General features: G+C 72.9%; 19 protein-coding genes and 1 tRNA gene. 7 read left to right on the forward strand and 13 right to left on the reverse strand.

Annotated elements, in window-relative coordinates; genetic code table 11:
• Positions 1-56 precede the first annotated feature (56 nt).
• Genes pknB through GKC29_RS03990 form a run of 7 tightly spaced genes read right to left on the reverse strand, consistent with a single transcriptional unit; the run spans position 57 to position 8,986 of the window.
• Positions 57-1,877, reverse strand: a complete 1,821-nt coding sequence (gene pknB / locus GKC29_RS03960) for a Stk1 family PASTA domain-containing Ser/Thr kinase (RefSeq protein ID WP_155329530.1) — start codon at positions 1,875-1,877, stop codon at positions 57-59.
• A complete protein-coding gene (locus GKC29_RS03965; RefSeq protein WP_155329531.1) occupies positions 1,874-3,253 on the reverse strand; it encodes a serine/threonine-protein kinase in 1,380 nt (459 codons plus the stop codon). Before GKC29_RS03965 ends, pknB begins: the two co-directional genes overlap by 4 nt.
• 1 nt (position 3,254) lies before the next feature.
• Positions 3,255-4,760 (reverse strand): penicillin-binding protein 2, encoded by a 1,506-nt coding sequence (locus GKC29_RS03970; RefSeq protein WP_155329532.1) that lies wholly within the window; start codon positions 4,758-4,760, stop codon positions 3,255-3,257.
• Complete coding sequence (locus GKC29_RS03975) at positions 4,757-6,244, reverse strand: FtsW/RodA/SpoVE family cell cycle protein (protein WP_155329533.1); 1,488 nt, start codon at positions 6,242-6,244, stop codon at positions 4,757-4,759. The genes GKC29_RS03970 and GKC29_RS03975 overlap by 4 nt, the downstream gene beginning before the upstream one ends.
• Before the next feature lie 28 nt (positions 6,245-6,272).
• A complete protein-coding gene (locus GKC29_RS03980; RefSeq protein WP_155329534.1) occupies positions 6,273-7,709 on the reverse strand; it encodes a PP2C family serine/threonine-protein phosphatase in 1,437 nt (478 codons plus the stop codon).
• Entirely contained in the window at positions 7,706-8,191 is a 486-nt protein-coding gene (locus GKC29_RS03985) for an FHA domain-containing protein (RefSeq protein WP_155329535.1), read from the reverse strand. Before GKC29_RS03985 ends, GKC29_RS03980 begins: the two co-directional genes overlap by 4 nt.
• Before the next feature lie 6 nt (positions 8,192-8,197).
• Positions 8,198-8,986: a DUF3662 and FHA domain-containing protein gene (locus GKC29_RS03990; protein WP_155329536.1), complete on the reverse strand. Its 789-nt coding sequence runs from the start codon at positions 8,984-8,986 to the stop codon at positions 8,198-8,200.
• Between the two features lie 222 nt (positions 8,987-9,208).
• On the opposite strand from GKC29_RS03990, the gene GKC29_RS03995 reads away from it, so the two are divergent.
• From GKC29_RS03995 to GKC29_RS04005, 3 genes are all read left to right on the forward strand, one after another.
• A tRNA-Leu gene (locus tag GKC29_RS03995) sits at positions 9,209-9,294 on the forward strand.
• A gap of 105 nt (positions 9,295-9,399) precedes the next feature.
• Positions 9,400-10,473, forward strand: a complete 1,074-nt coding sequence (locus tag GKC29_RS04000; protein ID WP_155329537.1) for an NAD-dependent epimerase/dehydratase family protein — start codon at positions 9,400-9,402, stop codon at positions 10,471-10,473.
• Entirely contained in the window at positions 10,470-11,276 is an 807-nt protein-coding gene (locus GKC29_RS04005) for a WecB/TagA/CpsF family glycosyltransferase (protein ID WP_155329538.1), read from the forward strand. Before GKC29_RS04000 ends, GKC29_RS04005 begins: the two co-directional genes overlap by 4 nt.
• 72 nt (positions 11,277-11,348) lie before the next feature.
• On the opposite strand, the gene GKC29_RS04010 is transcribed toward GKC29_RS04005, so the two are convergent.
• Positions 11,349-13,220 (reverse strand): S8 family serine peptidase, encoded by a 1,872-nt coding sequence (locus GKC29_RS04010; RefSeq protein ID WP_155329539.1) that lies wholly within the window; start codon positions 13,218-13,220, stop codon positions 11,349-11,351.
• A gap of 219 nt (positions 13,221-13,439) precedes the next feature.
• On the opposite strand from GKC29_RS04010, the gene GKC29_RS04015 reads away from it, so the two are divergent.
• Positions 13,440-14,042 (forward strand): hypothetical protein, encoded by a 603-nt coding sequence (locus GKC29_RS04015; protein ID WP_155329540.1) that lies wholly within the window; start codon positions 13,440-13,442, stop codon positions 14,040-14,042.
• Here GKC29_RS04015 and GKC29_RS04020 read toward each other — a convergent pair.
• From GKC29_RS04020 to GKC29_RS04030, 3 genes are all read right to left on the reverse strand, one after another.
• Positions 14,010-14,411 (reverse strand): hypothetical protein, encoded by a 402-nt coding sequence (locus GKC29_RS04020; RefSeq protein WP_155329541.1) that lies wholly within the window; start codon positions 14,409-14,411, stop codon positions 14,010-14,012. The genes GKC29_RS04015 and GKC29_RS04020 overlap by 33 nt on opposite strands.
• A 197-nt stretch (positions 14,412-14,608) precedes the next feature.
• Positions 14,609-14,830 (reverse strand): DUF397 domain-containing protein, encoded by a 222-nt coding sequence (locus GKC29_RS04025; RefSeq protein WP_155329542.1) that lies wholly within the window; start codon positions 14,828-14,830, stop codon positions 14,609-14,611.
• The gene (locus tag GKC29_RS04030; protein WP_155329543.1) at positions 14,800-15,681 is read right to left on the reverse strand and encodes a helix-turn-helix transcriptional regulator; all 882 of its coding nucleotides are present in this window, start codon (positions 15,679-15,681) and stop codon (positions 14,800-14,802) included. Before GKC29_RS04030 ends, GKC29_RS04025 begins: the two co-directional genes overlap by 31 nt.
• Positions 15,682-16,375: 694 nt before the next feature.
• Here GKC29_RS04030 and GKC29_RS04035 point away from each other — a divergent pair.
• Positions 16,376-16,663, forward strand: coding sequence for a hypothetical protein (locus GKC29_RS04035; protein WP_155329544.1), 288 nt, complete (start codon positions 16,376-16,378; stop codon positions 16,661-16,663).
• Between the two features lie 101 nt (positions 16,664-16,764).
• Entirely contained in the window at positions 16,765-17,181 is a 417-nt protein-coding gene (locus GKC29_RS04040; protein WP_196255800.1) for a hypothetical protein, read from the forward strand.
• Between the two features lie 11 nt (positions 17,182-17,192).
• Here the strand turns inward: GKC29_RS04040 and GKC29_RS04045 are convergent, their stop codons facing one another.
• Together GKC29_RS04045 and GKC29_RS04050 are read right to left on the reverse strand one after the other, a co-directional pair.
• A complete protein-coding gene (locus GKC29_RS04045; protein ID WP_155329546.1) occupies positions 17,193-17,975 on the reverse strand; it encodes a PASTA domain-containing protein in 783 nt (260 codons plus the stop codon).
• 69 nt (positions 17,976-18,044) lie between these two features.
• Positions 18,045-18,740 (reverse strand): PASTA domain-containing protein, encoded by a 696-nt coding sequence (locus GKC29_RS04050; RefSeq protein ID WP_230688911.1) that lies wholly within the window; start codon positions 18,738-18,740, stop codon positions 18,045-18,047.
• A gap of 91 nt (positions 18,741-18,831) precedes the next feature.
• Between GKC29_RS04050 and GKC29_RS29465 the strand changes: the two genes are divergently transcribed.
• Positions 18,832-20,325 carry a hypothetical protein gene (locus GKC29_RS29465; RefSeq protein ID WP_230688912.1) on the forward strand — a complete coding sequence of 498 codons (1,494 nt, stop codon included), beginning with the start codon at positions 18,832-18,834 and terminating at the stop codon, positions 20,323-20,325.
• The last annotated feature ends 73 nt before the right edge of the window (positions 20,326-20,398 follow it).

The following is a 20,398-nucleotide window of genomic DNA, read 5'->3' on the forward strand; positions in this document are numbered from 1 at the left end:
GGCGAGAAACGTGGAGCACATCCCGCGCGTCCTCCCGATGACCGGCGTGGATCGCGTCAGTCGGCGCTCTGGCGGGCCGGCGGCGTGGTCGGGAACAGCGGGAGGCCGCCTCCGCCACCACCCGGGGGCGGGGTGGTCGGCGGGGTCGTCGGGGTCGAGGTCGGATCCTGCGTCGGCTCCTGGGTCGGCTCCTCCTGCGGCACCGTCACCACGATCGTCACCGTCCCGTCCTTGGCGAGCGGGCTGCCCGCCTTCGGGTCCTGCGAAACGACCCGTCCGGCTTCCTCCGGCGGCACCGGGTCTCCCCGTTGGACCCGGACCTTGTAGCCGGCGTCCCGCAGCTCGTCCTCCGCGTCCTCGCGGGTCTCGCCCACCACGTCCGGCACCTCGCGGACGTTGCCCTTCGAAACCTCGAGAACGACCTCGGTGCCTTCCGCCACCGCGGTGCCGGAGTCCGGCGTCACCTTGACGACGATGCCCTTCGGCTGCTCGTTGTCGACGTCCTTCCGCTTGGGCACGAGCTTGAGTTCCTTGAGCCGTTCGGCGGCGCTGACGTACTGGCCGCCGACGAGGTTGTTGGGGATCGAGACCTCCTGCGGACCGCCGCAGACCCGGACCGTGACGACCTGACTCGGCTCCAGGCGGGCGTCCGGGCCCGGTGACTGGTCCGTCACCTGCCCCTTCTTGCAGGTGGCGTTGAAGACGGGGTCGCCGGCGTCCGGCGTCAGGTTGGCCTTCCGGATCTCCGCGAACGCCGCCTCCTGGGTCATCCCGGTCACTGTCGGGACGATGGCCTGGGTGGGTTCCCGGTTCCACAGCAGCGCGGCGACCAGGGCGATCACCGCGAGCACGCCGAGCGCGGCGAAGGTGGCGATCAGCCAGGACGACGCCTTGCGGCGGCGCGGGTCGCCGACCCGGGCCGGGATCTGCTGGGTCCGCGACCCGCCCGCCGCGGCGGGCGGGTAGCCGGCACCGGCCGGGGCGAGCTGGGTCGTCTCCTCCTCGCGCATGACCGGGGTGGCGAGCACCGGGCGGCCGGCGGCGGCGCGGAGCAGGTCGGCGCGCATCTCGCCGGCGCTCTGGTAGCGGTTCAGCGGGTTCTTCGACAGGGCCTTGAGCACGATCGCGTCGACCGCCGGGTTGACCTCCGGGTTGAGGTCGCTCGGCGTCGGCGGCGCCTCCCGTACGTGCTGGTACGCGACGCTGACCGGGCTGTCCCCGACGAACGGCGGGTGCCCGCAGAGCAACTCGAACAGCACGCAGCCGGCGGCGTAGACGTCGGAGCGGGCGTCGACCGCCTCGCCCCGAGCCTGCTCCGGCGACAGGTACTGCGCGGTGCCGATCACGGCGCTGGTCTGCGTCATGGTGGTGGCACCGCTGGCCAGGGCCCGCGCGATGCCGAAGTCCATGACCTTGACCTGACCGGTCTGGGTCAGCATGACGTTGCCGGGCTTGATGTCCCGGTGGATGATGCCGTGCCGGTGGCTGAACTCCAGCGCCGCGCACATGTCGGCGCAGATCTCCAGCGCCCGCCGCGGCTGGAGCCGGCCCTCGGCGCCCAGCACCTCCTTGAGGGTCCGCCCGTTGACGAACTCCATCACGATGAACGGCAGCGTCTCCCCGGTGGGCGCCTGCTCCTCGCCGGTGTCGTACACGGCGACGATGGCCGGGTGGTTGAGGGACGCGGCGTTCTGCGCCTCCCGGCGGAACCGCATCTGGAAGGTGGCGTCCCGGGCCAGGTCCGTCCGGAGCATCTTGATCGCGACGTCCCGACCGAGCCGCAGGTCGCGACCGCGGTGCACCTCGGCCATGCCGCCGTAGCCGAGGAGCTCGCCGACCTGGTACCTGCCACCGAGCAGGCGGGCCTGCGCTGTCATCGCGTCTGTCGTCCTTCGCTCGTCGTCGTCACGTCGCCGCCCGGCCGCGGCAGTTGCTGTCGACGGTACGACGTCCCAGCCGGTTCGTCGCGTCCGTCGAGCCGCAGCACGCCGGAGGTCACCGTCCGCGGTGCCGGCGTGCCGGGTTCCCCGGGCAGCGCCGACGACCGCAGGTTGTAGGAAATCACGCCGGAGCAGACCAGTACCAGTACGGCCAGGAGGATGACGAGGAACACCATCCCGGGCCGGGACCGGCGCGCTGGCGGCGGCGGAGGAGCGGGCTTCGGAGCGTACCCCGGTCGGGTCGGCGCCGACGGCACCGCCGCCGCGCCGTGCGGCCGGACGGGCTGCGCGGCCGGCGGTCTCGGCGCCGACGTGGCCGCCACCACCGGCGGGCGGGGCGGTGCGACCGGCGGGCGGGGTGCCGGGGACGCGGCCGCCGGCGGCCGGTGGGCCACCGGCGGCCGGGCCGTCGCCGGCGGCGGCACCTGGGCCCGGCCGGGGGCCGGCGACGCCGGGGAGACCGGGTTCGCCCGGCCCGACGCGCGGGCGGCCTGGGAGAGCTGGACCTTCAACTGGCGGGCCACCCCGGCCAGCGCCGCCGCGCTCGGCCAGCGGGCCGCCGGGTCCTTCGCCATGGCCCGCTCGACCACGGTGCGCACCTGCGGCGGGATGTCGGCGGGAAGCGGCCGGGCCGTCTCCTGGACGTGCCGCATGGCGATCTCGAGGGGGTTGTCGCCCTCGAACGGCCGCCGGCCGGCGAGGCACTGGTACGCGACGACGCCGAGCGCGTACACGTCCGAGGCGGGGGTGGCGACCCCGCCGATGGCCTGCTCCGGCGAGATGTACGAGGCGGTGCCGAGCACCGACCCGGCGGCGGTGAGCTGGGCGACCAGGTCGGAGCGGGCGATGCCGAAGTCGGTGAGCACCAGGGTGCCGTTCGGCCGGACGAGCAGGTTCCCGGGCTTCACGTCGCGGTGCACGATGCCCTTGACGTGGGCGGCGTGCAGCGCGTCGGCGGCCTGGGCGACCAGCGCCATCGTCCGGGCCGGGGTGAGCCGCCCGACCCGGCTGAGGGTCGCCGAGAGCGCATCGCCCTCCACGTACTCCATCACCAGGAAGGCGATCTGCTGGTCGCTGCCGAAGTCGTAGACGTCGACCACCCCGGGGTGGTTGATGGTGGCCATCGTCCGCGCCTCGCCGCGGAACCGCTCGGCGAAGTCCGGGTCGTCGAGCAGGGCCGGGAGCAGGCTCTTCACGGCGACCGTCCGGCCGAGCACCTGGTCGGTGCCGCGCCAGACGTCGCCCATGCCGCCGCTGGCGATCCGCTCGTCGAGCCGGTAGCGGTTGCCGAGCTTCACCCCGGGGCTGAGCATGTCAACGGCTCCCCGGATCGGCGATCGCCGCCCGCATGATCTGGCCACCGATCCGGGCCGCCTCGGCGCTGCCGCCGTCGCCGGCCTCCTCCAGCAGGACGCAGACCGCCGAGACGGGGTTGCCGTCCTTGTCCAGCGCGAAGCCGATGAACCAGCCATGGTCGCGGGTGTTCGGGCCGGACTGGGCGGTGCCGGTCTTGCCGCCGACCGTGTAGCCGCTGATCCGCGCGTTCCGGCCGGTGCCGTCCTCGACGACGCTCACCATCATCTCGCGCAGGTCGGTGGCGACCTGGCCGCTCACCGGCTTGCGCAGCTCGCGCGGCCGGGCGGTGTAGTAGTCGGTGGTGCGGTCCGGGCCGAGGAGCTGGCGGACCAGGTACGGCCGCATCTGGCTGCCGCCGTTGGCCACCGTGGCCGCGATCAGGGCGCCCTGGAGCGGGGTCATCCGCACGTCGCGCTGCCCGATGGAGGACTGGGCGAGCGCCGCCGGGTCGTCGCCGCCGTCGGCGTTCTCCATGCTGCCGGTCCGGCTGGCCGCGACCGGGTGGCCACCCTCACCGAGCCGCCCCACGGTCAGGTCGTCCTGCTCGAAGCCGAACTGCCGGGCCTTCTCCTTGATGGCGTCGGCACCGAGCCGGACGCCGAGCTGGGCGAAGCCGGTGTTGCACGACTCGCGGACCGCCTCCTTGAGGGGCACCTGCGACTCGGGGCAGATCGACTGGGCGGCGTTGCGGATCGGCGTGCCGGAGGTGGGCGGGGTGTAGCTGGCCCCGGCGGGGATCTGGGTCTCCTGGGTGACCCCGTTCTCCAGGGCGGCGGCGGCCACCACGATCTTGAAGGTCGAGCCCGGGGGAAGCACCTCGCCGAGCGCCCGGTTCTTCAGCGGGCCGTCCGGGTTCCGCTCCAGCTCGTTGTACGCGGCCGCGGCCTCGTCGGTGTCGTGGCTGGCCAGCGGGTTCGGGTCGAAGCTCGGCATGGAGACCAGCGCCTGCACCGCACCGGTACGCGGATCGATCGCGATGGCCGCGCCCTTGGTCACGCCGTTGCGGTTGTCGCGCAGTTGCTTGAACGCGACGTCCTGCGCCCGCTTCGAAATGGTGAGGAGCACGTTGCCGCCGGCGGTCTGGTCGCCGGTGAACAGGTCCTTGACCCGGTTGGCGATCAGCTGGTCGCTGGTGCCGGCGAGGAAGTCGTTCTCCGACTTCTCGATGCCGCGGTCGGCCAGGTTGACCGGCTTGTACCCGAGGACGTGGGCGTACTGCGCCCCGCCCGGGTACGTGCGCAGGTAGGTCAGCTCGCCGCTGGTCTCCTTGCTGACCGCGAACGCCGTACCGCCGGCCTCGATGTTGCCGCGCTTGCGCTTGTACTCGGCGACCTGGACCCGACCGTTGTAGTCGCTGTTGCGGTACTCGTCGGCCTTGTAGGCCTGGATCCAGTTCAGGTTCGCGAAGAGCAGCCCGAACAGGACGATCACGACGACGCCGACGCGGCGCAGGGGTGCATTCACGGCTTGATCACCTCCGTGGGGGCACCGTGCAGCTGCTCCGGCGGACCACCCGCCGGCCGGGTCACCCCGCCGCCGCCGGTCACCGGCCGGCGGGCGCCGTCGGAGACCCGGAGCAGGACCGCGATGAGCAGCCAGTTCGCCATCAGCGAGGAGCCACCGGCGGAGAGGAAGGGGGTGGTCTGGCCGGTGAGCGGGATCAACTTGCTGATCCCGCCGACGATCACGAAGACCTGCAGGCCGAGCGTGAACGCCAGGCCACCGGCGAGCAGCTTGCCGAACGAGTCGCGCACGGCCAGGGCGGCGCGCAGCCCCCGCTCGACGATCAGCAGGTAGATCACCAGGAGGGCGGAGAGGCCGAAGAGTCCGATCTCCTCTCCGATGCCGGCGAAGATGAAGTCGTTCTGCACCTCGGGCAGCTTGAGCGGCTGGCCGCCGCCGGGCCCGGCCCCGAAGAGGCCACCCGTGCCGAGGGCGAGCAGACCCTGCACGAGCTGGTAGCCGTCCTCGTACGGGTCGGCGAACGGGTCCAGCCAGATCTCGGCCCGCAGGTAGAAGTTGGCGAACGGTCCGCCGACGGTGCTGCCCAGCACGTACGCCAGGTAGGCGCCGCCGAAGAAGAGCACGAGACCGATGAGCAGCCAGCTGACCCGCTCGGTGGCGATGTACAGCGTCACCACGAACATGCCGAAGTACAGCAACGAGGTGCCCAGGTCCTTCTCGAAGACGAGGACCAGGAGGCTGATCAGCCAGACCACCACGACCGGGCCCAGGTCCCGTCCGCGCGGGAAGTCGACGCCGAGGATCCGGCGGCTGGCCAGCGAGAGCACCTCCCGCTTACGGACCAGGTAGTACGCGAAGAAGGCGAGCAGGGCCAGCTTGGCGAACTCGCCGGGCTGGATGGAGAAGCCACCGACGCGGACCCAGAGCTTGGCGCCGTTGATCTCCGAGATGCTCGACGGCAGCACCGCCGGGATCATCACCAGCACGATGCCGGCGAGCCCCAGGGTGTACGCGTAGCGGGAGATCGAGCGGTGGTCGCGGACCACGAGGAGCAGCCCGGCGGCGAGGACCACCGAGGCCAGCGTCCAGGCGAGCTGCCGGCCCCCGGTACCGGCGAAGATCGCCAGGTCGGCCCGCTCGGCGGGGGTGGCCCGGGCCAGGTCGAGCCGGCGGAGGAACCCGACTCCGAGGCCGTTGAGCAGTGCGACCGCCGGCAGCAGGGCCGGGTCGGCGAAGGGGGCCAGGAACCGGATCGCCACGTGCAGCGCGAGGAAGACCGCGCTGAGCGCGGCGGCCGGCACCCAGAAGTCCGGGGTGACGGTTTCGAGCACGTTCGCCTCGACCATCGCCGCGTACGCGGCGACCAGCACCATCGCGACCAGCAGCAGGGACAGCTCGGCGTTGCGCCGGGACCGGGCCAGGCGTACACCGGGCTGCCCGCCCGCGGTGGCGGGCGGGGATGCCGGGGTGGCCGCTGCGGTCACGGAACGTCCTGACGGGTCGAGCCGACGCTCACTCGGGCGACCGGCAGGCGGCCGGGTCGACGGTCGGCGTGACCGGGTCCGAGGGCAGGGCGTCGGGCGTGGTGGTCGGGGCCGCCGGCAGTTCGGTCGCGGCCGGCGTGGTCGGCGCCGCGCTGGCGGTGGGCGTGGCCGTCCCCGGCGCCACGGTCGGCGTCGGGGTGGCCGTGACGGCGACCGCACTCGGAGTCGGGCTCGGCGGGCAGGTCGGCTTCAGGTTGGGGTTCGTCGGCGTGTCGGCGGTCAGCTCGGCCAGGCGGCGCTCCGCGTCCGGCTCGCTCTTCGCCGGGATGCCCTGCTTGACCTGCTCCTGCGCGGCGAGCGTCAGGTCGTCCAGGTCGGCCGGGCTGGTGGAGTGCACGGTGGAGAGGTCCATGCCGGCGATCTGACCCTGGATGCCGCGGAAGACGGCGACCTGGCCCTCCTCGGTGGCTCCCACGTAGTACTGCCGCTGCGTGTAGCTCCACCCGCCGAACACCGCCCCGCCCAGCAGGACGAGCAGCGCCAGCGTCATCGCCGCGGCGCGCACCGGCCGGTGCCGGCGGCGCTCCGGCTCGTCGTCGGCGCTGGCCGCCGGCTCCTCCGGCGCGGCCGGCCGTGGCGCGGAGAGCGCCGAGGCGCGGGCCGCCGGCGTGGAGACGTCGGCGGACGTGGCCATGCCCCGGTCCCGGGAGGCGGCACCGCCGACGATCGGGCTCGCCTCGACGATGTCCTGGTCGGTCGCGTCGGCGATGATCACGGTGATGTTGTCCGGGCCGCCGCCGCGCAGCGCGAGCTGCACCAGCCGCTCGACGCACTGCTGCGGATCGGTGTACTCGCGCATGGTCTCGGCGATGGTGTCCGCGCTGACCACGCCGGACAGACCGTCGCTGCAGATCAGGTAGCGGTCGCCGGGAAGCACCTGACGGACCGAGTACTCCGCGTCGATGTCCCGGCCGTCGAGTGCCCGGGTCAGCAGCGACCGCTGCGGGTGGCTGCTCGCCTCCTCGGCGCTGATCCGGCCCTCGTCGACGAGCATCTGGACGTACGTGTCGTCCTTGGTGATCTGGGCGAACTCGCCCTGGCGCAGCAGGTACGCCCGCGAGTCACCGATGTGCACCATGCCCAGCTTGCTGCCGGAGAAGAGGATCGCGGTGAGCGTGGTGCCCATACCCTCCAGCTGGGGGTTGGCGTCCACGGTCTCGCGGAGCTGCTGGGTGGCGTTGTTGACGGCCGAGCGGAGCGCGTCGACCAGGGCGTCACCGGGGACGTCCTCGTCGAGTGGCGCCATGGCACCGATGACGATGTTGCTGGCGACGTCACCGGCAGCCATTCCGCCCATGCCGTCGGCCACGGCGAGCAGCCGCGGCCCGGCGTAGACGGAGTCCTGGTTACCGTCTCGGATCAGACCGCGGTCACTGTGGGCCGCATAGCGCAGGGTCAGAGTCATGGCCGTAATTCGAGTGAAGTGCGGCCGATCCGGATCGGCACGCCGAGGGGGACGGGGGTTGGTCCGGTGACCTTAGCGCGATCCAGGTACGTGCCGTTAGTCGAACCGAGGTCCTCGACGAACCACTGCCCGTCGCGCGGCACCAGCCGGGCGTGTCGCGCGGAGGCGTAGTCGTCGGTGATGACGAGGGTGGAGTCCTCGGCGCGACCGATGGTGATCTGCGCTTCGCCGAGCGTGATGCGGGTGCCGGCCAGCTGGCCGGCGGTCACCACCAGCTGGTGCGCCGCCCGTCCCCGCTTCACCTTGGCCGGCTTCGACGGCTGCCCCAGGGAGGCGCCGACGCCGCGGGGCGCCGCCACCAGCCGGCCCGACCGGGCCCCCGCGAAGAGGTCGCGGCGGATCACTCCGACCACCGTGAACACGAAGATCCACAGCAGGATCAGGAACCCGAACCGGGCGACGGTGATGACGAGTTCCGGCAAGGCGGATCAGCCGTCCACGCGGAAGGTCAGCGTCGTGGTGCCGAGCTGGATCATGTCACCGGGGTTGAGGGCGACGGCGGAGACCCGCTGGCCGTTGACCATCGTGCCGTTGGTCGACCCGAGGTCGGTCAGCACGACCTGACCGCCGTCGAAGTCGAGCCGGGCGTGCCGGCGGGAGATGCCGACGTCGGGCAGGCGCAGGTTGGCCTGGTCGCCGCGGCCGATGACGGTCGAGCCCATCTGGAGCGGGTAGGTGCGCCCGTCACCGGAGACGAGCCGCACGTTGCGGCCGCCGCCGTGGCCGGGCGGCTGACCGTAGCCGCCGCCCTGGTCGTACGCGGGGTACGCCGGCGGGCCGGCGTCGTAGCCCGGGGCGGGCGCCGGGGCGACCTCGCCGCCGGTGTAGACCTCGGCGGTGACCCGGAACATGCCGGTGTCGAGGCCCTCACCCCGTTCGATCTCGACGATCACGTCGCCGTAGACCGTCCACGCCTGCTCGCCGATGAACTCCGCCTGCGACTGGGCCAGCTCCTGGGCCAGCGCGGCGGCGTACGGCGCCAGACGGCTGTGGTCGTACGGCGAGAGATCGATCACGTAGCGGTTGGGCACCAACGTGCGCCCACCGGCCAGGATCGCCTTGTGCGCCTCGGCCTCCCGCTGCATGGCGTTGAGGATCTCCACGGGGTGGACCACCCCTTTGAAGACCTTGGCAAAGGCCCCTTCGACCAGGCCTTCCAGACGCTTCTCGAAGCGTTGCAGCACGCTCACCGGCTCCTCCTCGGGTCCCGAGGACATGATGGTATCCGGCCGGCGCGCGCGCAGCTCACACGCCGCTCGGCCGGATGGCGGCGGCCCGTTCGGCCGGGCCGATTTCGTCGTGCTACTCTTTCGTCCGCCGCGAACGGTAACCGCCACACAGGGTAACGGTTCGCGGCAACGACCGGGAGCCGCGTAGGATGGCCGGGCCCGCTGGAGACGGTGGGTCGGACGCAGTACAGTGTTCCGGGTCGAAGCCACGGGGAAGTGGCGGAATGGCAGACGCGCACGGTTCAGGTCCGTGTGCCCGAAAGGGCGTGGGGGTTCAACTCCCCCCTTCCCCACCATGACGAGGGCTCCGCGCTAGCGGGGCCCTCGTGGCGTATCGGGGCATGTCGTACGTCACGCTATGCTCCGATGGTTTCTGCCACCGACGGACGATGGGGTGTCGTGTGAGTGTCGCGTTCGTGACCGGGTCGGGCGGGCTGATCGGCTCCGAGGCGGTCCGGCACTTCGCCGGCCTCGGGCTCGACGTGGTCGGTATCGACAACGACATGCGGCAGTACTTCTTCGGCAAGGATGGTTCGACGTCCTGGAGTCTGGCCCGCCTCACCGCCGACCTGGGCGACGCCTACACCCACTACTCGGTGGACATCCGGGACCGTGCCGGCCTGGAGAAGATCTTCAAGAAGTACGGCTCCGACATCGCGGTCGTGATCCACAGCGCCGCGCAGCCCAGCCACGACTGGGCCGCCAAGGAGCCGTTCACGGACTTCGACGTGAACGCCGGCGGCACCCTCAACGTCCTGGAGAACACCCGCCAGTACGCGATCGACGCGGCCTTCATCCACTGCTCGACCAACAAGGTGTACGGCGATCGTCCGAACAGCCTGCCACTGGTCGAGTTGGAGACCCGGTACGAGCTGCCCACGGACCATCCGTACTACGAGGGCATCCCCGAGGACATGTCGATCGACGAGTCGCTGCACTCGATCTTCGGAGCCTCGAAGGTGGCCGCCGACGTGATGGTCCAGGAGTACGGCCGGTACTTCGACATGAAGACCGCCTGCTTCCGGGGCGGCACCCTGACCGGCCCCGCCCACTCGGCAGCCGAGCTGCACGGCTTCCTGGCCTATCTGATGCGCTGCGTCATGGAGGGCCGGACGTACAACCTCTTCGGCTACAAGGGAAAGATGGTTCGGGACGCCATCCACTCCCGTGACGTGCTGACCGCCTTCGAGGCGTTCTTCCGCGAGCCGCGGTCGGCTCAGGTCTACAACCTGGGTGGTGGCCGGCACTCGAACACCTCGCACATTGAGGCGTTCCGGATCGCCGAGGAGATCGCCGGCCGCGAGGCGCGGATCAACTATGTCGAGAAGGCCCGGACCGGCGACCACCAGTGGTACGTCAGCAGCATGGCCCGGTTCGAGGAGCACTACCCGAACTGGAAGATCAGCTACGACGTGCCGATGATCCTCCGTGAGATCTACGAGGCCAACGTGGACAAGTGGGTGCCCCAGGCATGAGTGGTCGCGGCAAGCGGAACGTCCTCGGCGTCCTGGTCGACGCCACCGACTACGCCGAGGCGACCGAGGCGGTCGTCGCGGCGGCGCACGAGCGCCGGCCGCTGGCACTCACCGCCCTCGCGGTGCACGGCGTGATGACCGGGGTGCTCGACCCCGCGCACAACGCCCGGCTCAATTCGTTCGACCTGGTCACCCCCGACGGGCAGCCGGTGCGCTGGGCGCTCAACCTGCTGCACGGCGCGGGCCTGACCGAGCGGGTCTACGGCCCGACGCTGACCCTGCACGTGCTCCGCCGCTTCGCCGAGGAGGGGCTGCCGGTCTACCTGTACGGGTCCACCGAGGAGACCCTCGCCAGGTTGATCCCGGCGCTGGAGCGGATGTTCCCGGCCCTGAAGATCGCCGGGGTGGAGCCGTCCAAGTTCCGCGCCGTCCAGCCCGGCGAGGACGCCGAGATCGCCGACCGCATCAAGTCCAGCGGGGCCCGGCTCGTCCTGGTCGGGCTTGGCTGCCCCCGCCAGGAGGTCTTCGCGTACGCGATGCGGCCGCTGCTCGACATGCCGCTGATGGCGGTCGGAGCGGCCTTCGACTACCACGCCGGCCTGCTCAAGCAGCCGCCGCCGTGGATGCAGCGGGCCGGCCTCGAATGGTTCTGGCGGCTCGGCCTGGAGCCGAGACGCCTCTGGCGCCGGTACGTGATCCTCAACCCGGTGTACCTCGCCCGGCTGGCCGCGCAGAAGACCGGTGTGTGGAAGGCGGAGCCACCCGCCCCCGCCACCGAGCGCCCCGCCGGTTTCGCGGTCTGACCAGCCGTCCCCGGACGGCACGAGGCCCCTCCCGGTGATCCGGAAGGGGCCTCGGCCCGTGGGAACCAGGTCTCAGAGGGTCAGCGTCCAGGTGTTGATGTAGCCGGTGTCACCGGAGTAGACGTCCCGCACCTGGAGTCGCCAGGTGCCGTTCGCCGCCTCGCTCGACAGGTTCACGGTGTAGGTGGCGTTGACGTTGTCCGTGCCGTCCCAGAAGCTGCTGTTCTTCAGCCGGTAGGACGAGCCGTCCGGGGCGACCAGGTCGATGACCAGGTCACCGCGGTAGGTGTGCACGATGTTCACCGCGACCGTCGACGTCGCCGAGGCGTTCCGGTTGCAGCCCGAGATCGTGATCGTGCTGGCCACCGTCGCGCCGGTGTCCGGGATCGCCACGTCGCTGCCGTTCGTGCCGGAGCAACCGCCGCCGGTGCCGGTGACCGTCAGCGTGTACGTCGCGGTCCGGGTGCCGGAGGCGGCCGTGCCGGTCACGGTCACCGGGTACGTGCCGGCCGGGGTGCTGGCCGAGGTGCTGATGGTCAGCGTCGACGACCCGCCCGAGGTGACCGTCGCCGGATTGAACGTGGCGGTGGCGCCGGACGGCAGGCCGCTGGCCGAGAGGCTCACCGACTGGGCGGAACCGTTGGTGGTGGCGGTGGCCACGGTCGCGGTGACGGAGCCGCCGGGCGCGGTGGAGCCGGAGGTCGGCGACACCGAGACCGAGAAGTCGTTGGGCGGCGGCGGGGTGTCGCCGTTGACCACGTAGAGCAGCCGGTTCGGGGTGCCGGTGCCCGGGTTCGTGACCACGTTCGGGGTGGCGTTGGTGACCAGGTAGTCCCGGACCTGCTGCGGGGTCCACGACGGGTTGGCCGAGAGCACCAGCGCCGCGGCGCCGGCGACGTGCGGCGACGCCATCGAGGTGCCGCTGATCGTGTTCGTCGCGGTGTCGTTGGTGTGCCAGGCGGACGTGATGCTCACGCCCGGCGCCAGGATGTCCACGCAGGTGCCGAAGTTGGAGAAGCTGGCGGCGGCGTCGTTGTTCTGGGTGGCACCGACGGTGATCGCCGGCGCGGCGCGGGCCGGGGAGTAGTTGCAGGCGTTCTGCCGGTTGCCGAGGAAGTCGCCGTTGCCGGCGGCCACCGCGTACGTGATGCCGGAGTTGATCGAGTTGATCACGGCGTTGTCGACGGACGTGTTCGCCCCGCCACCCAGGCTCATGTTGGCGACGGCGGGCTTGACCGCGTTCGCGGTGACCCAGTCGATGCCGGCGACGACCCCGGCGTTGGTGCCGCTGCCCTGGCAGTTGAGCACCTTGACGGCCACCAGTCGGGTCGCCTTGGCGACGCCGTACGCCGTACCGCCGACGGTGCCGGCGACGTGCGTGCCGTGGCCGTTGCAGTCGGTGTTGTTGCTGTCGGCGGTGTTGGTGCCCCAGGTCGCCCGGCCGCCGAAGTCGGAGTGCGTCGTCCGGATGCCGGTGTCGATGACGTACGACGTCACGTTGCCCGCCGTGTTCGGGTACGTGTACGAGCTGTTCAGCGGCAGGTTTCGCTGGTCGATCCGGTCGAGGCCCCAGGACGGGGGGTTCGTCTGGGTACCGGCGATCGACACGGTGTGGTTCTGCTCGACGTACGCCACCGCCGGGTCGGCGGCCATCCGGGCGGCCGCCTGCGCGCTCATCCGCAGCTCGGCACCGCGCAGGGCCGCGCTGTACGTCCGGGCCACGGTGCCGCCGTGCTTGCCGACCAGCCGGTTCAGCGACGACCCGATGGCCGCCCGGCTCACCGCGCTGTCCTTGAAGACGACGATGTAGCTGTCCCGGACGGCGGTGGCGCCGCCGGCGCTGAGGACCGTACCCACCGGCTCGGCGGCGAGAGCCGGTGTCGCGGTGGCCACCATGGCCAGCGCGGCCACCCCGACCAGGACGGACCTGCGTGGGATACCCATCTCCTACCTCCCTCCGAACGGCCGTCGACCGTCCACTCGTTCGTGGCGAGTGAATCGATGACCGCCGATCGAGCTGAGGGTAGAGCGCGATGAACCGCGAACTGAACATGTCGAGTTGTCCATAACACCGGCAGGATGACCCCTACGGGGCCGGGTTACGGGGTCAACGGGGGACCGGCCCGGATTCGCGTGACGCCGGATCGGGCAAGGCTGTGCACCATGGAGAGTCAGCTCGTCGTCCTGCTTCCGCTCGCCGTGGTGTGGTTGGCCGCCGGCTGGCTCGCGGACCGGCTGCCCCGGGCGACGTACGCCCGCGACCTGCGCCGGCAGGCCGGCCGGGTGCTCGCCCTGACCGCGACCGGCCTCGTCCTCACGGCGACCGTGCTGGTCGTCGGCCTCTCCAGCGGCGACTCGTCCCCGGCCGACCGCGCCGCCGCCGGGCTGGGCCTCGCCGCGGTCCCGGCGATCGCGGTCGCGGCCTGCGCCGTCCGCCGCGTCCGCCGCCTGTGGGCGGGCGCCGGTGCCTTCGCGGCGGCGCCGGCCACCCCCGCCCCGCACGGCCTGCGCGCCGCCGCGGCCCATCCGCTGGTCGGGCTCCCGGTGCAGCTCACCGGCCTGGCGATCCTTCCGGCGCTGGCCGCCGCACTCGCTCCCGGCATGCTCACCGGCGACGGCGCGACCGGTCCCGCGATCACCGTCGGCGCGCTCGGCGTCGTCGTGATCGGCGTCCGTCACGCCCTGCGCCACAACCGCCTGGTGGAGCGGGCGACGCCCCCGGCCCGGCCCGGGTCAGCGCGACCGGCCGGAGCCCTGCACGTATAGCAGTTCGAGGATGGCCCGGGTCGCCTCGAACCAGCGGTCCAGCCAGCCCGGCGGGGGCACGCTGCCCTTCGGCGGCAACTCCATCAGCAGGCCACGCAGCAGCGGGTGGTCGACGAGCGACTCGTGGGATTCCGGCCGCCAGCCGCCGGGCGGGTAGGACGGCTCGGTCAGCGGGTTCGGGTCCAGCGAGGGCAGGGTGAGCGGCGGGCCGGCGGGCTCCGGAGCGGGCGCCTCCCGCTCACCGACCTCGGCGTCCGACGACACGACCTCGGTCAGCACGGTGTCCCGGCGCGCCCCCCGGTACTTGCCCCCGAACCGCTCCGGCTTGCCCGGTCCGTTGGTGAGGTTCTCTGACCCGATCGTCGTCATCCGTCTCGCCTGCCTCGCTCGGTCGCCGATCCGTGCGGCGGTTGTCGACCAACGCCGTACCGACCGGTTCAACGAGACGGGACCGATGTGGCGACGGGGACACGCGCGGTCGTGCGCGGCGCCGCCCACCGGCGGTGGGTCAGGGCATGCCGATGTCCCCGTCCGGTCCGGTCCGGACGGGGACACAGGGTCGTCGGTCAGTCCCGGTGGAAGCCGCCGCCCCGGGCGCCGGTGACGAAGGAACGCCACCCACCCGGGCTGAAGATCAGGGCCGGACCCGACTTGTCCTTCGAGTCCCGCACGCCGACCGCCCCCGTCACGTACGCCACCTCCACGCAGTTGTCGCAGTTCGGCCCGCTCTTCGAGCTCTTGAACCAGGTGGCCTGCGTCAGGTCCACGGGGCACTCCTTGGTCGCCATTTCCACAGCGGCTCCTCTGCCAGTTTCGCGATGTGTGCGATGGACTCCTCCGGACGAATGGCCGCCGCGCGGATGTGATCGAAGATGAAGCTGTACTTCTGTAGTTCGTCACTCTTCTCGAGGAAGAGCCCACCCGTGGCGTTCTCCGCGTACACGACATCCGGATCACCGGGCTCGGGGAAGCTCAGGATCGTGAAGGTGCCGTCCATGCCGGCGTGCGCCCCCACCTCGAAAGGCAGGATCTGCAACGTCACGTTCGGCAGTTCGGCCACTTCCACCAGCCGTTTGAGCTGGTCACGCATCACTGCGTCCCCGCCAACCGGCCGGCTCACCACCGCCTCATCGAGCACCACCCACAGATCGACCGGATCATCCTGAGTCAGCAACGACTGTCGACCCAGCCGGACACGGACACGTTGTGCGACCTGTTCCGGCGTGAAGTCGGGTCGGGCGGCGCGGATCATCGCGCTCGCGTACTCCTCGGTCTCCAGCAGCCCGGGCACGACCTGCTGCTCGTACGCCCGGATGGAGCTGGCGGCCGCCTCCAGCCCGACGTACGCCCCGACCAGCACCGTGCTGTACGGATGCCACCAGCCCTTCTGCCGGGCCTCCCGGGCGATCTGCACCAGCTCGTCGCTCTCGGCGCCCACCACGCCGTAGATCCGGAGCATGTCCCGGACGTCACGCGGCGTCGCCGTGGTGTGGCCCGTCTCGATGCGCGAGACCTTGGACGCCGAGCATTCGAGCTGCTCCGCGACCGCCTCGATGGTGATGCCCGCCGCCTCGCGCTGCCGGCGCAGCTCCGCGCCGAGCCGTCGGCGACGGATTGTCGGGCTCCGCCGCTCAGTCACGGCACCACCCCGCGCTCACGCCACGACCTGGGACCGCGGGGCGGCGACCCGGCTCACTCCTCGCACTCACGGCGACACCTCGGTTGCTGGTCGGACCGCCGGCTGCTGGCCAACCCCGTCCCCCTTCACCTCGACACACCGCCCACCCGTGTCGTCGCGCCGGCAGGAGCGCCGAAGGACGGGCGTTCGCGGCGGGGTGGGGTGGTGCCGGTCGTCGACCGGCCGCGACGGGCGAAACCGGTCCTCAGTGTGCCGTCCGAATGCGAACGGCTTCAAGCGTTGCATTGCGCGAGCCGCTCGCGTATCGGCAAAAGTCGACGTGCAACTTGCATGTCGCACGCCGCTGATGCACTCTGTCCGTATGGCACGGGTCACTCACCGTCTCCGTCCGATCCCCCGCCGTGGTGAGATCACCACCAGTGGGACGCGAGGCGGTGGGCGCACCCGCGCCACGGCAACCAGACCTGCCCCGGGATGAGGACCCCACCGCTGCACGCCCGAAGGCTGCGGCGGCGGGAGCGAGACCCGGAGCAGCCGGGTGTTGGTCGGGTGGCGGCGCGCCACCAGCGGGTACGGCCCGACCACCACCAGCACCACCGGTTCCCCGAGGGCACGACCCCGAGGCCGGACCAGAGACGTCCCCCGATGAAGCTCCCGCCGGCCCGTCCGCCGGCCTTCCCTCCCAGGAGCCCATGTGCTTCCCCGCTCCGGTGACGTACTGCACGTGACTCGCGCGGCGAGTGTCCAGTTCCTCCGGCCCATCACCTTCCGGGTGATCCGGGTCCTCGACTGGCCGACCTACGACGGTTGGCTCTGGCTCGAAGGCTACGAGTTGAACGCATCGGGGGACGCGGTCAGCCGGCGATCGATCTTCGTCCAGCGGGACGGCCTGCACCAGGTCCAGGCCGCTCCCCAGCACCGGCCGCACACCGTTCGGACGGTGCGCCGGCCGGTCACCCGTACCCCCGTCCGGGTGGGCTGACCTCCCGCGATCCGCCGCCGGAGGGCGTGCCGCGGCCATAGAATCAGCGGTACGCCCACCCCGGCGGCTCCACCCCGCGCGACCAGGACCCCGAACCTGGGATGGCCATGGTCAATCAGCCCGCCGTGCGGCGGCACCGCTCCCGTATCGCCTACGCCTTCGGACTCCTGGCGCTCGTCGGCGCCGCAACCACCCTCGTGGTCGTGGTACGCGACCCCGCCCTCTCCTCCACCCGACTGACCACGCCGGTCCCCGCCCCGGAGATCACCGTGGTCGAGGAGGAGCCGGTCCACGGATTCGGGGGCGACCCGGATCCCGACGCCCCCGTCGGGGATCTCGGCGTACCCACCGAGGTTCCGCCGGCCGACGCCGGGCCGGCCGCCGGCGGGGGTGGCGCCCAGGCGGCGTCGCACTCACCGGACGACGTCCGGCGCTCCCTGTTCTGGTCCGGGATCTTCGGACTGGCCATCTCGCTCGCCGGGCTGGGCCTGGTCGGCACGAGACGCCGGATGTGGTGAGCGGCGTCCGCTCAGGCGGTGGGCGTCGGCTCCGGGCTCGGCGTGGCGGTGGTCGGTGACGGCTCGGGTCGGGACACCACCAGGGTGACCTCCTCGTCCTCCCCCACCAGGTCGCCCGCGTCCGGCTCGGTGTCCAGCACCGTCCCGGCGGGCCGGTCGGACGTCCGGTACTCGATGCGGTAATCCACCCCGGCGCGGTCGAGGATGGCGCGGGCGGTCGCCAGCGGCAGGTTGACCACCGGCGGCATGCGCACCTCACCCGCCTCGGTCGGCGACGGCGACGGGGAGGCGGTCGTCGGCGCGGCCGAGGTCGTCGGCGCGGCCGTCGTGGGAGAGGCCCGGGTCACCGACACCGAGGGCGAGGGCTCGGGACCGATCGGCTCGTCGTCGTCGGCGGCCAGGGCGAACCACAGGCCGGCGCCGAGCGCGCCGAGCAGGAGCAGGACGAGCACGCCCCACAGGATCGGCAGCCACCAGCGGCGGCCCCCCTGGTCCTCGGCGTACCACTCGGTGGTCTCCCGGTACTCGGTGGGCCGCGGCGGTGGTACCCCGGCCCGCCCCGACCACGCCGCCGGGCCACGCGCCTCCGGCGGTATCGGCGCGGTGCGGTCCATCGGCGTGCTGCGGTCGGCGGGCATCGGCCGGGTCTCGTCGCCGGACGCCCCCAGCGGTCGCCGGTCCTCCGGTCGCGGCAACCGCTGGGTACGGTCGGCGGGCTCGCCACCGGTCGGGGGCAGCGGCCGGGTCCGGTCGTCGTGCTCTCCGGCGGGTGGCTCCTGACGATCGTCGCTCATCGCACGTCCTCCGCTCGCGGCCTGACGTCAACCTAGCTGGACGGAGGGGAATCGGCCGGGATCAGCGCGTCACGGGTTCGGCGACGGCGTGCCGTCGGCGGGATCACCGCACCACAGGGCGACCGGGTCGCCCCACGGAGCCTGGCTGCCGCCGGGCGGCTCCTGCTTGCGCACCGGGCCACTGCGGCGCAGCGTGTACACGACGCGGAACCCCTCCCCGGCGAGCTCCTCGGCCGCCTCGGCGCAGTCGTCCTCCACCACGTCGGGCACCCGTACGACCGGCGGCGGGCCGCTCACGTACAGGGTGATCGTCCGCCCCGGGCTGACCGCCGTGCCGGCCTTGGGGTAGGTGCGCTCCACGGCCCGCCCGCTGCCACCCTGGAAGACGAGGCGCCACCGCAGCCCCCGCTCCTCGAGGTCGTCCCGTGCGTCGTCGAAGTCGCGGCCGACCAGGTTCGGCACGGTCGGCCCGGTGGCCGCCGGACGCGACGGGGTGGACCGCGGCGGCGTGGACCGTGACGACGTGGCCGTGACCGGGCGGGTGGTCGGCGTGGCGCTCGCACCCGCCGTCGACGTGGCCCGCCGGTCGTCCTCGCCGGCCAGGATCCAGCCGGTCGTCGCGCCGAGCGCGGCGAGCAGCACGGTCGCCAACCCACCGCCGAGCACCAGTGTCACCCGGTCGTGCCCCGTGCTGGGCTTCGTGTTGCCGTCCGTCATCCCCCACCGCTCCCCGGGTCCGCCGGAAACCTGCGGCCTCTCGGTCATCGGCGACCGTACCCGGCCCGACCAACCGCGCAGCGTGACGGTCGACCGTCACCACTCGCCGCGCCGACCACGGGACGTTACGCTCCCCCGCATGGCCAGGGGCTGGGGAGGATCGATCACGACCGCGCTCGGCGTCGCGGCCGGTGCGGGTGCCGCGCAGCTGGGCTTCGGCTACGGGCTCGGCATCATCAACTGGGCTCCGCCGCCCGACGGGGCGGCCGCCGCGACAGCCTGGACGGCCAGTCTGATCTGGGCAACCTGGATCGCCGCCACGTCCACGGTGCTCGGCGCGGTCTGCGCGCAGCGCCTGCGGGCGCGCGGTCCGGCCGAGCCCGACAGCGCTGCCGGGGACTCCCGGGCCGCCTCCTCCGACGCCGCGAGCGGCTCGTCGACCGGCGGCGCGGACAGCGCGGCCGGTGCCGCGGCGGCGGGTTCGTCCGCCACCGGCACCGTCCCGACCGCCGGTCCCGGCACCACCGGCACGGCGGACGTCCGTGCCGGGCGGGAAGCGGACGGCGGGACGCTGGGCTGGATCGCGCTGGCCGTGGCCGCCGGGGCCGGCGCGCTGATCACCGTGCTGCTGGTGGCCGTACCGGCGCGGGTCGCCGTGGTACCGGACATCTCGGCGCCCCGCGACGTCGCCGCCGTCTACGCCGCGCTGGGCGTGCTGGTCGGAGTCGCGATCGCCGGGTGGGCGCTGCACTCGCGGGCCGCCGCCGGCAACGTGATCGCCACCGTCGGTTGGCTCTGGCTGCTCGCCGTGGTGGCCGTGGTCGACGGCGTCCTCGCCGGACGCGGGCTCACCAGCGCCCAGCTCGGCATCTGGCAGTTGAGCGCGGGCGGCGACGGGCTCTGGATCCGCGACTGGTTCTACTGGCCGGGCGCGCTGCTGTCGCTCGGCTCCGCGCTCCTCATCGGCATCCTGGCCGCGCGCCGCGCGGGGCGGGACCCCGACCGCCGGGTCGGCACGACCACCTCCGGTGCGGCCGGCCCGCTGCTCGTCGCGGTCGCCTACCTGCTCGCCGTCCCGGGGTTGACCGCCATCGGCCCGGAGCAGGTGTCGGCGCACCTCATCGCCCCGTACGCCGTCATCGTCGGCCTCGGCGGCTCGGCCCTGGTCGCCACGCTCGGGCAGCGAGCCGGTCGTCGCGCCGCCGTACGCGTGCCCCGGCAGCGCACCGCGTCCGGGTTCGGCGGGGGGCCGGACGAGGCCGCCGGGGGGCCGGCGTCCGACGGCACCGGAGTGGCTGGCGGTGCCGAGGCGGTCGGCGCGACGCGGGGCCGGGACATGGCCGGCTCATCGGGCGGCGGGGCGGCGGGCGGCACGGGCGGGGACGCGGAGGCGGCACCGGGCGGGTCGATGTCGGCCGGTGATGCCACGGGCGGCACCGGGCGCGGCCGGACCACAGCCGCCCGAGCGACCGGGAAGAAGGCGACCGTCACCGACCGGCTGCCCACCCAGCGAGCCGAGGCCGAGCAGGTTTCCGCCGCGATGTCCGACGCGACCGACGGTGCCGGGACAGCGGACGAGACGTCGGCTCGACCGGCTGGCCGCCGTGCCCGGCCTCCCCGCCGCGACCACTGACCACCGGCGTCGGCCTTGCCAAGATCACGCCCGCAGCCGCCAGCGCCCGCCAGCGCCCGCCCGCGGCCGCCTG

This window comes from Micromonospora sp. WMMC415 (assembly GCF_009707425.1).
Taxonomy (GTDB): Bacteria; Actinomycetota; Actinomycetes; order Mycobacteriales; family Micromonosporaceae; genus Micromonospora.

What these genes read in the sequence shown, in the direction of transcription:
- pknB (WP_155329530.1), bottom strand. Translation starts at nt 1,877, where the DNA reads ATGACAGCGCAGGCCCGCCTGCTCGGTGGCAGGTACCAGGTCGGCGAG.
- GKC29_RS03965 (WP_155329531.1), bottom strand. Translation starts at nt 3,253, where the DNA reads ATGCTCAGCCCCGGGGTGAAGCTCGGCAACCGCTACCGGCTCGACGAG.
- GKC29_RS03980 (WP_155329534.1), bottom strand. Translation starts at nt 7,709, where the DNA reads ATGACTCTGACCCTGCGCTATGCGGCCCACAGTGACCGCGGTCTGATC.
- GKC29_RS03990 (WP_155329536.1), bottom strand. Translation starts at nt 8,986, where the DNA reads ATGTCCTCGGGACCCGAGGAGGAGCCGGTGAGCGTGCTGCAACGCTTC.
- GKC29_RS04005 (WP_155329538.1), top strand. Translation starts at nt 10,470, where the DNA reads ATGAGTGGTCGCGGCAAGCGGAACGTCCTCGGCGTCCTGGTCGACGCC.
- GKC29_RS04010 (WP_155329539.1), bottom strand. Translation starts at nt 13,220, where the DNA reads ATGGGTATCCCACGCAGGTCCGTCCTGGTCGGGGTGGCCGCGCTGGCC.
- GKC29_RS04015 (WP_155329540.1), top strand. Translation starts at nt 13,440, where the DNA reads ATGGAGAGTCAGCTCGTCGTCCTGCTTCCGCTCGCCGTGGTGTGGTTG.
- GKC29_RS04020 (WP_155329541.1), bottom strand. Translation starts at nt 14,411, where the DNA reads ATGACGACGATCGGGTCAGAGAACCTCACCAACGGACCGGGCAAGCCG.
- GKC29_RS04025 (WP_155329542.1), bottom strand. Translation starts at nt 14,830, where the DNA reads ATGGCGACCAAGGAGTGCCCCGTGGACCTGACGCAGGCCACCTGGTTC.
- GKC29_RS04040 (WP_196255800.1), top strand. Translation starts at nt 16,765, where the DNA reads ATGGCCATGGTCAATCAGCCCGCCGTGCGGCGGCACCGCTCCCGTATC.
- GKC29_RS04045 (WP_155329546.1), bottom strand. Translation starts at nt 17,975, where the DNA reads ATGAGCGACGATCGTCAGGAGCCACCCGCCGGAGAGCACGACGACCGG.
- GKC29_RS04050 (WP_230688911.1), bottom strand. Translation starts at nt 18,740, where the DNA reads ATGACCGAGAGGCCGCAGGTTTCCGGCGGACCCGGGGAGCGGTGGGGG.
- GKC29_RS29465 (WP_230688912.1), top strand. Translation starts at nt 18,832, where the DNA reads ATGGCCAGGGGCTGGGGAGGATCGATCACGACCGCGCTCGGCGTCGCG.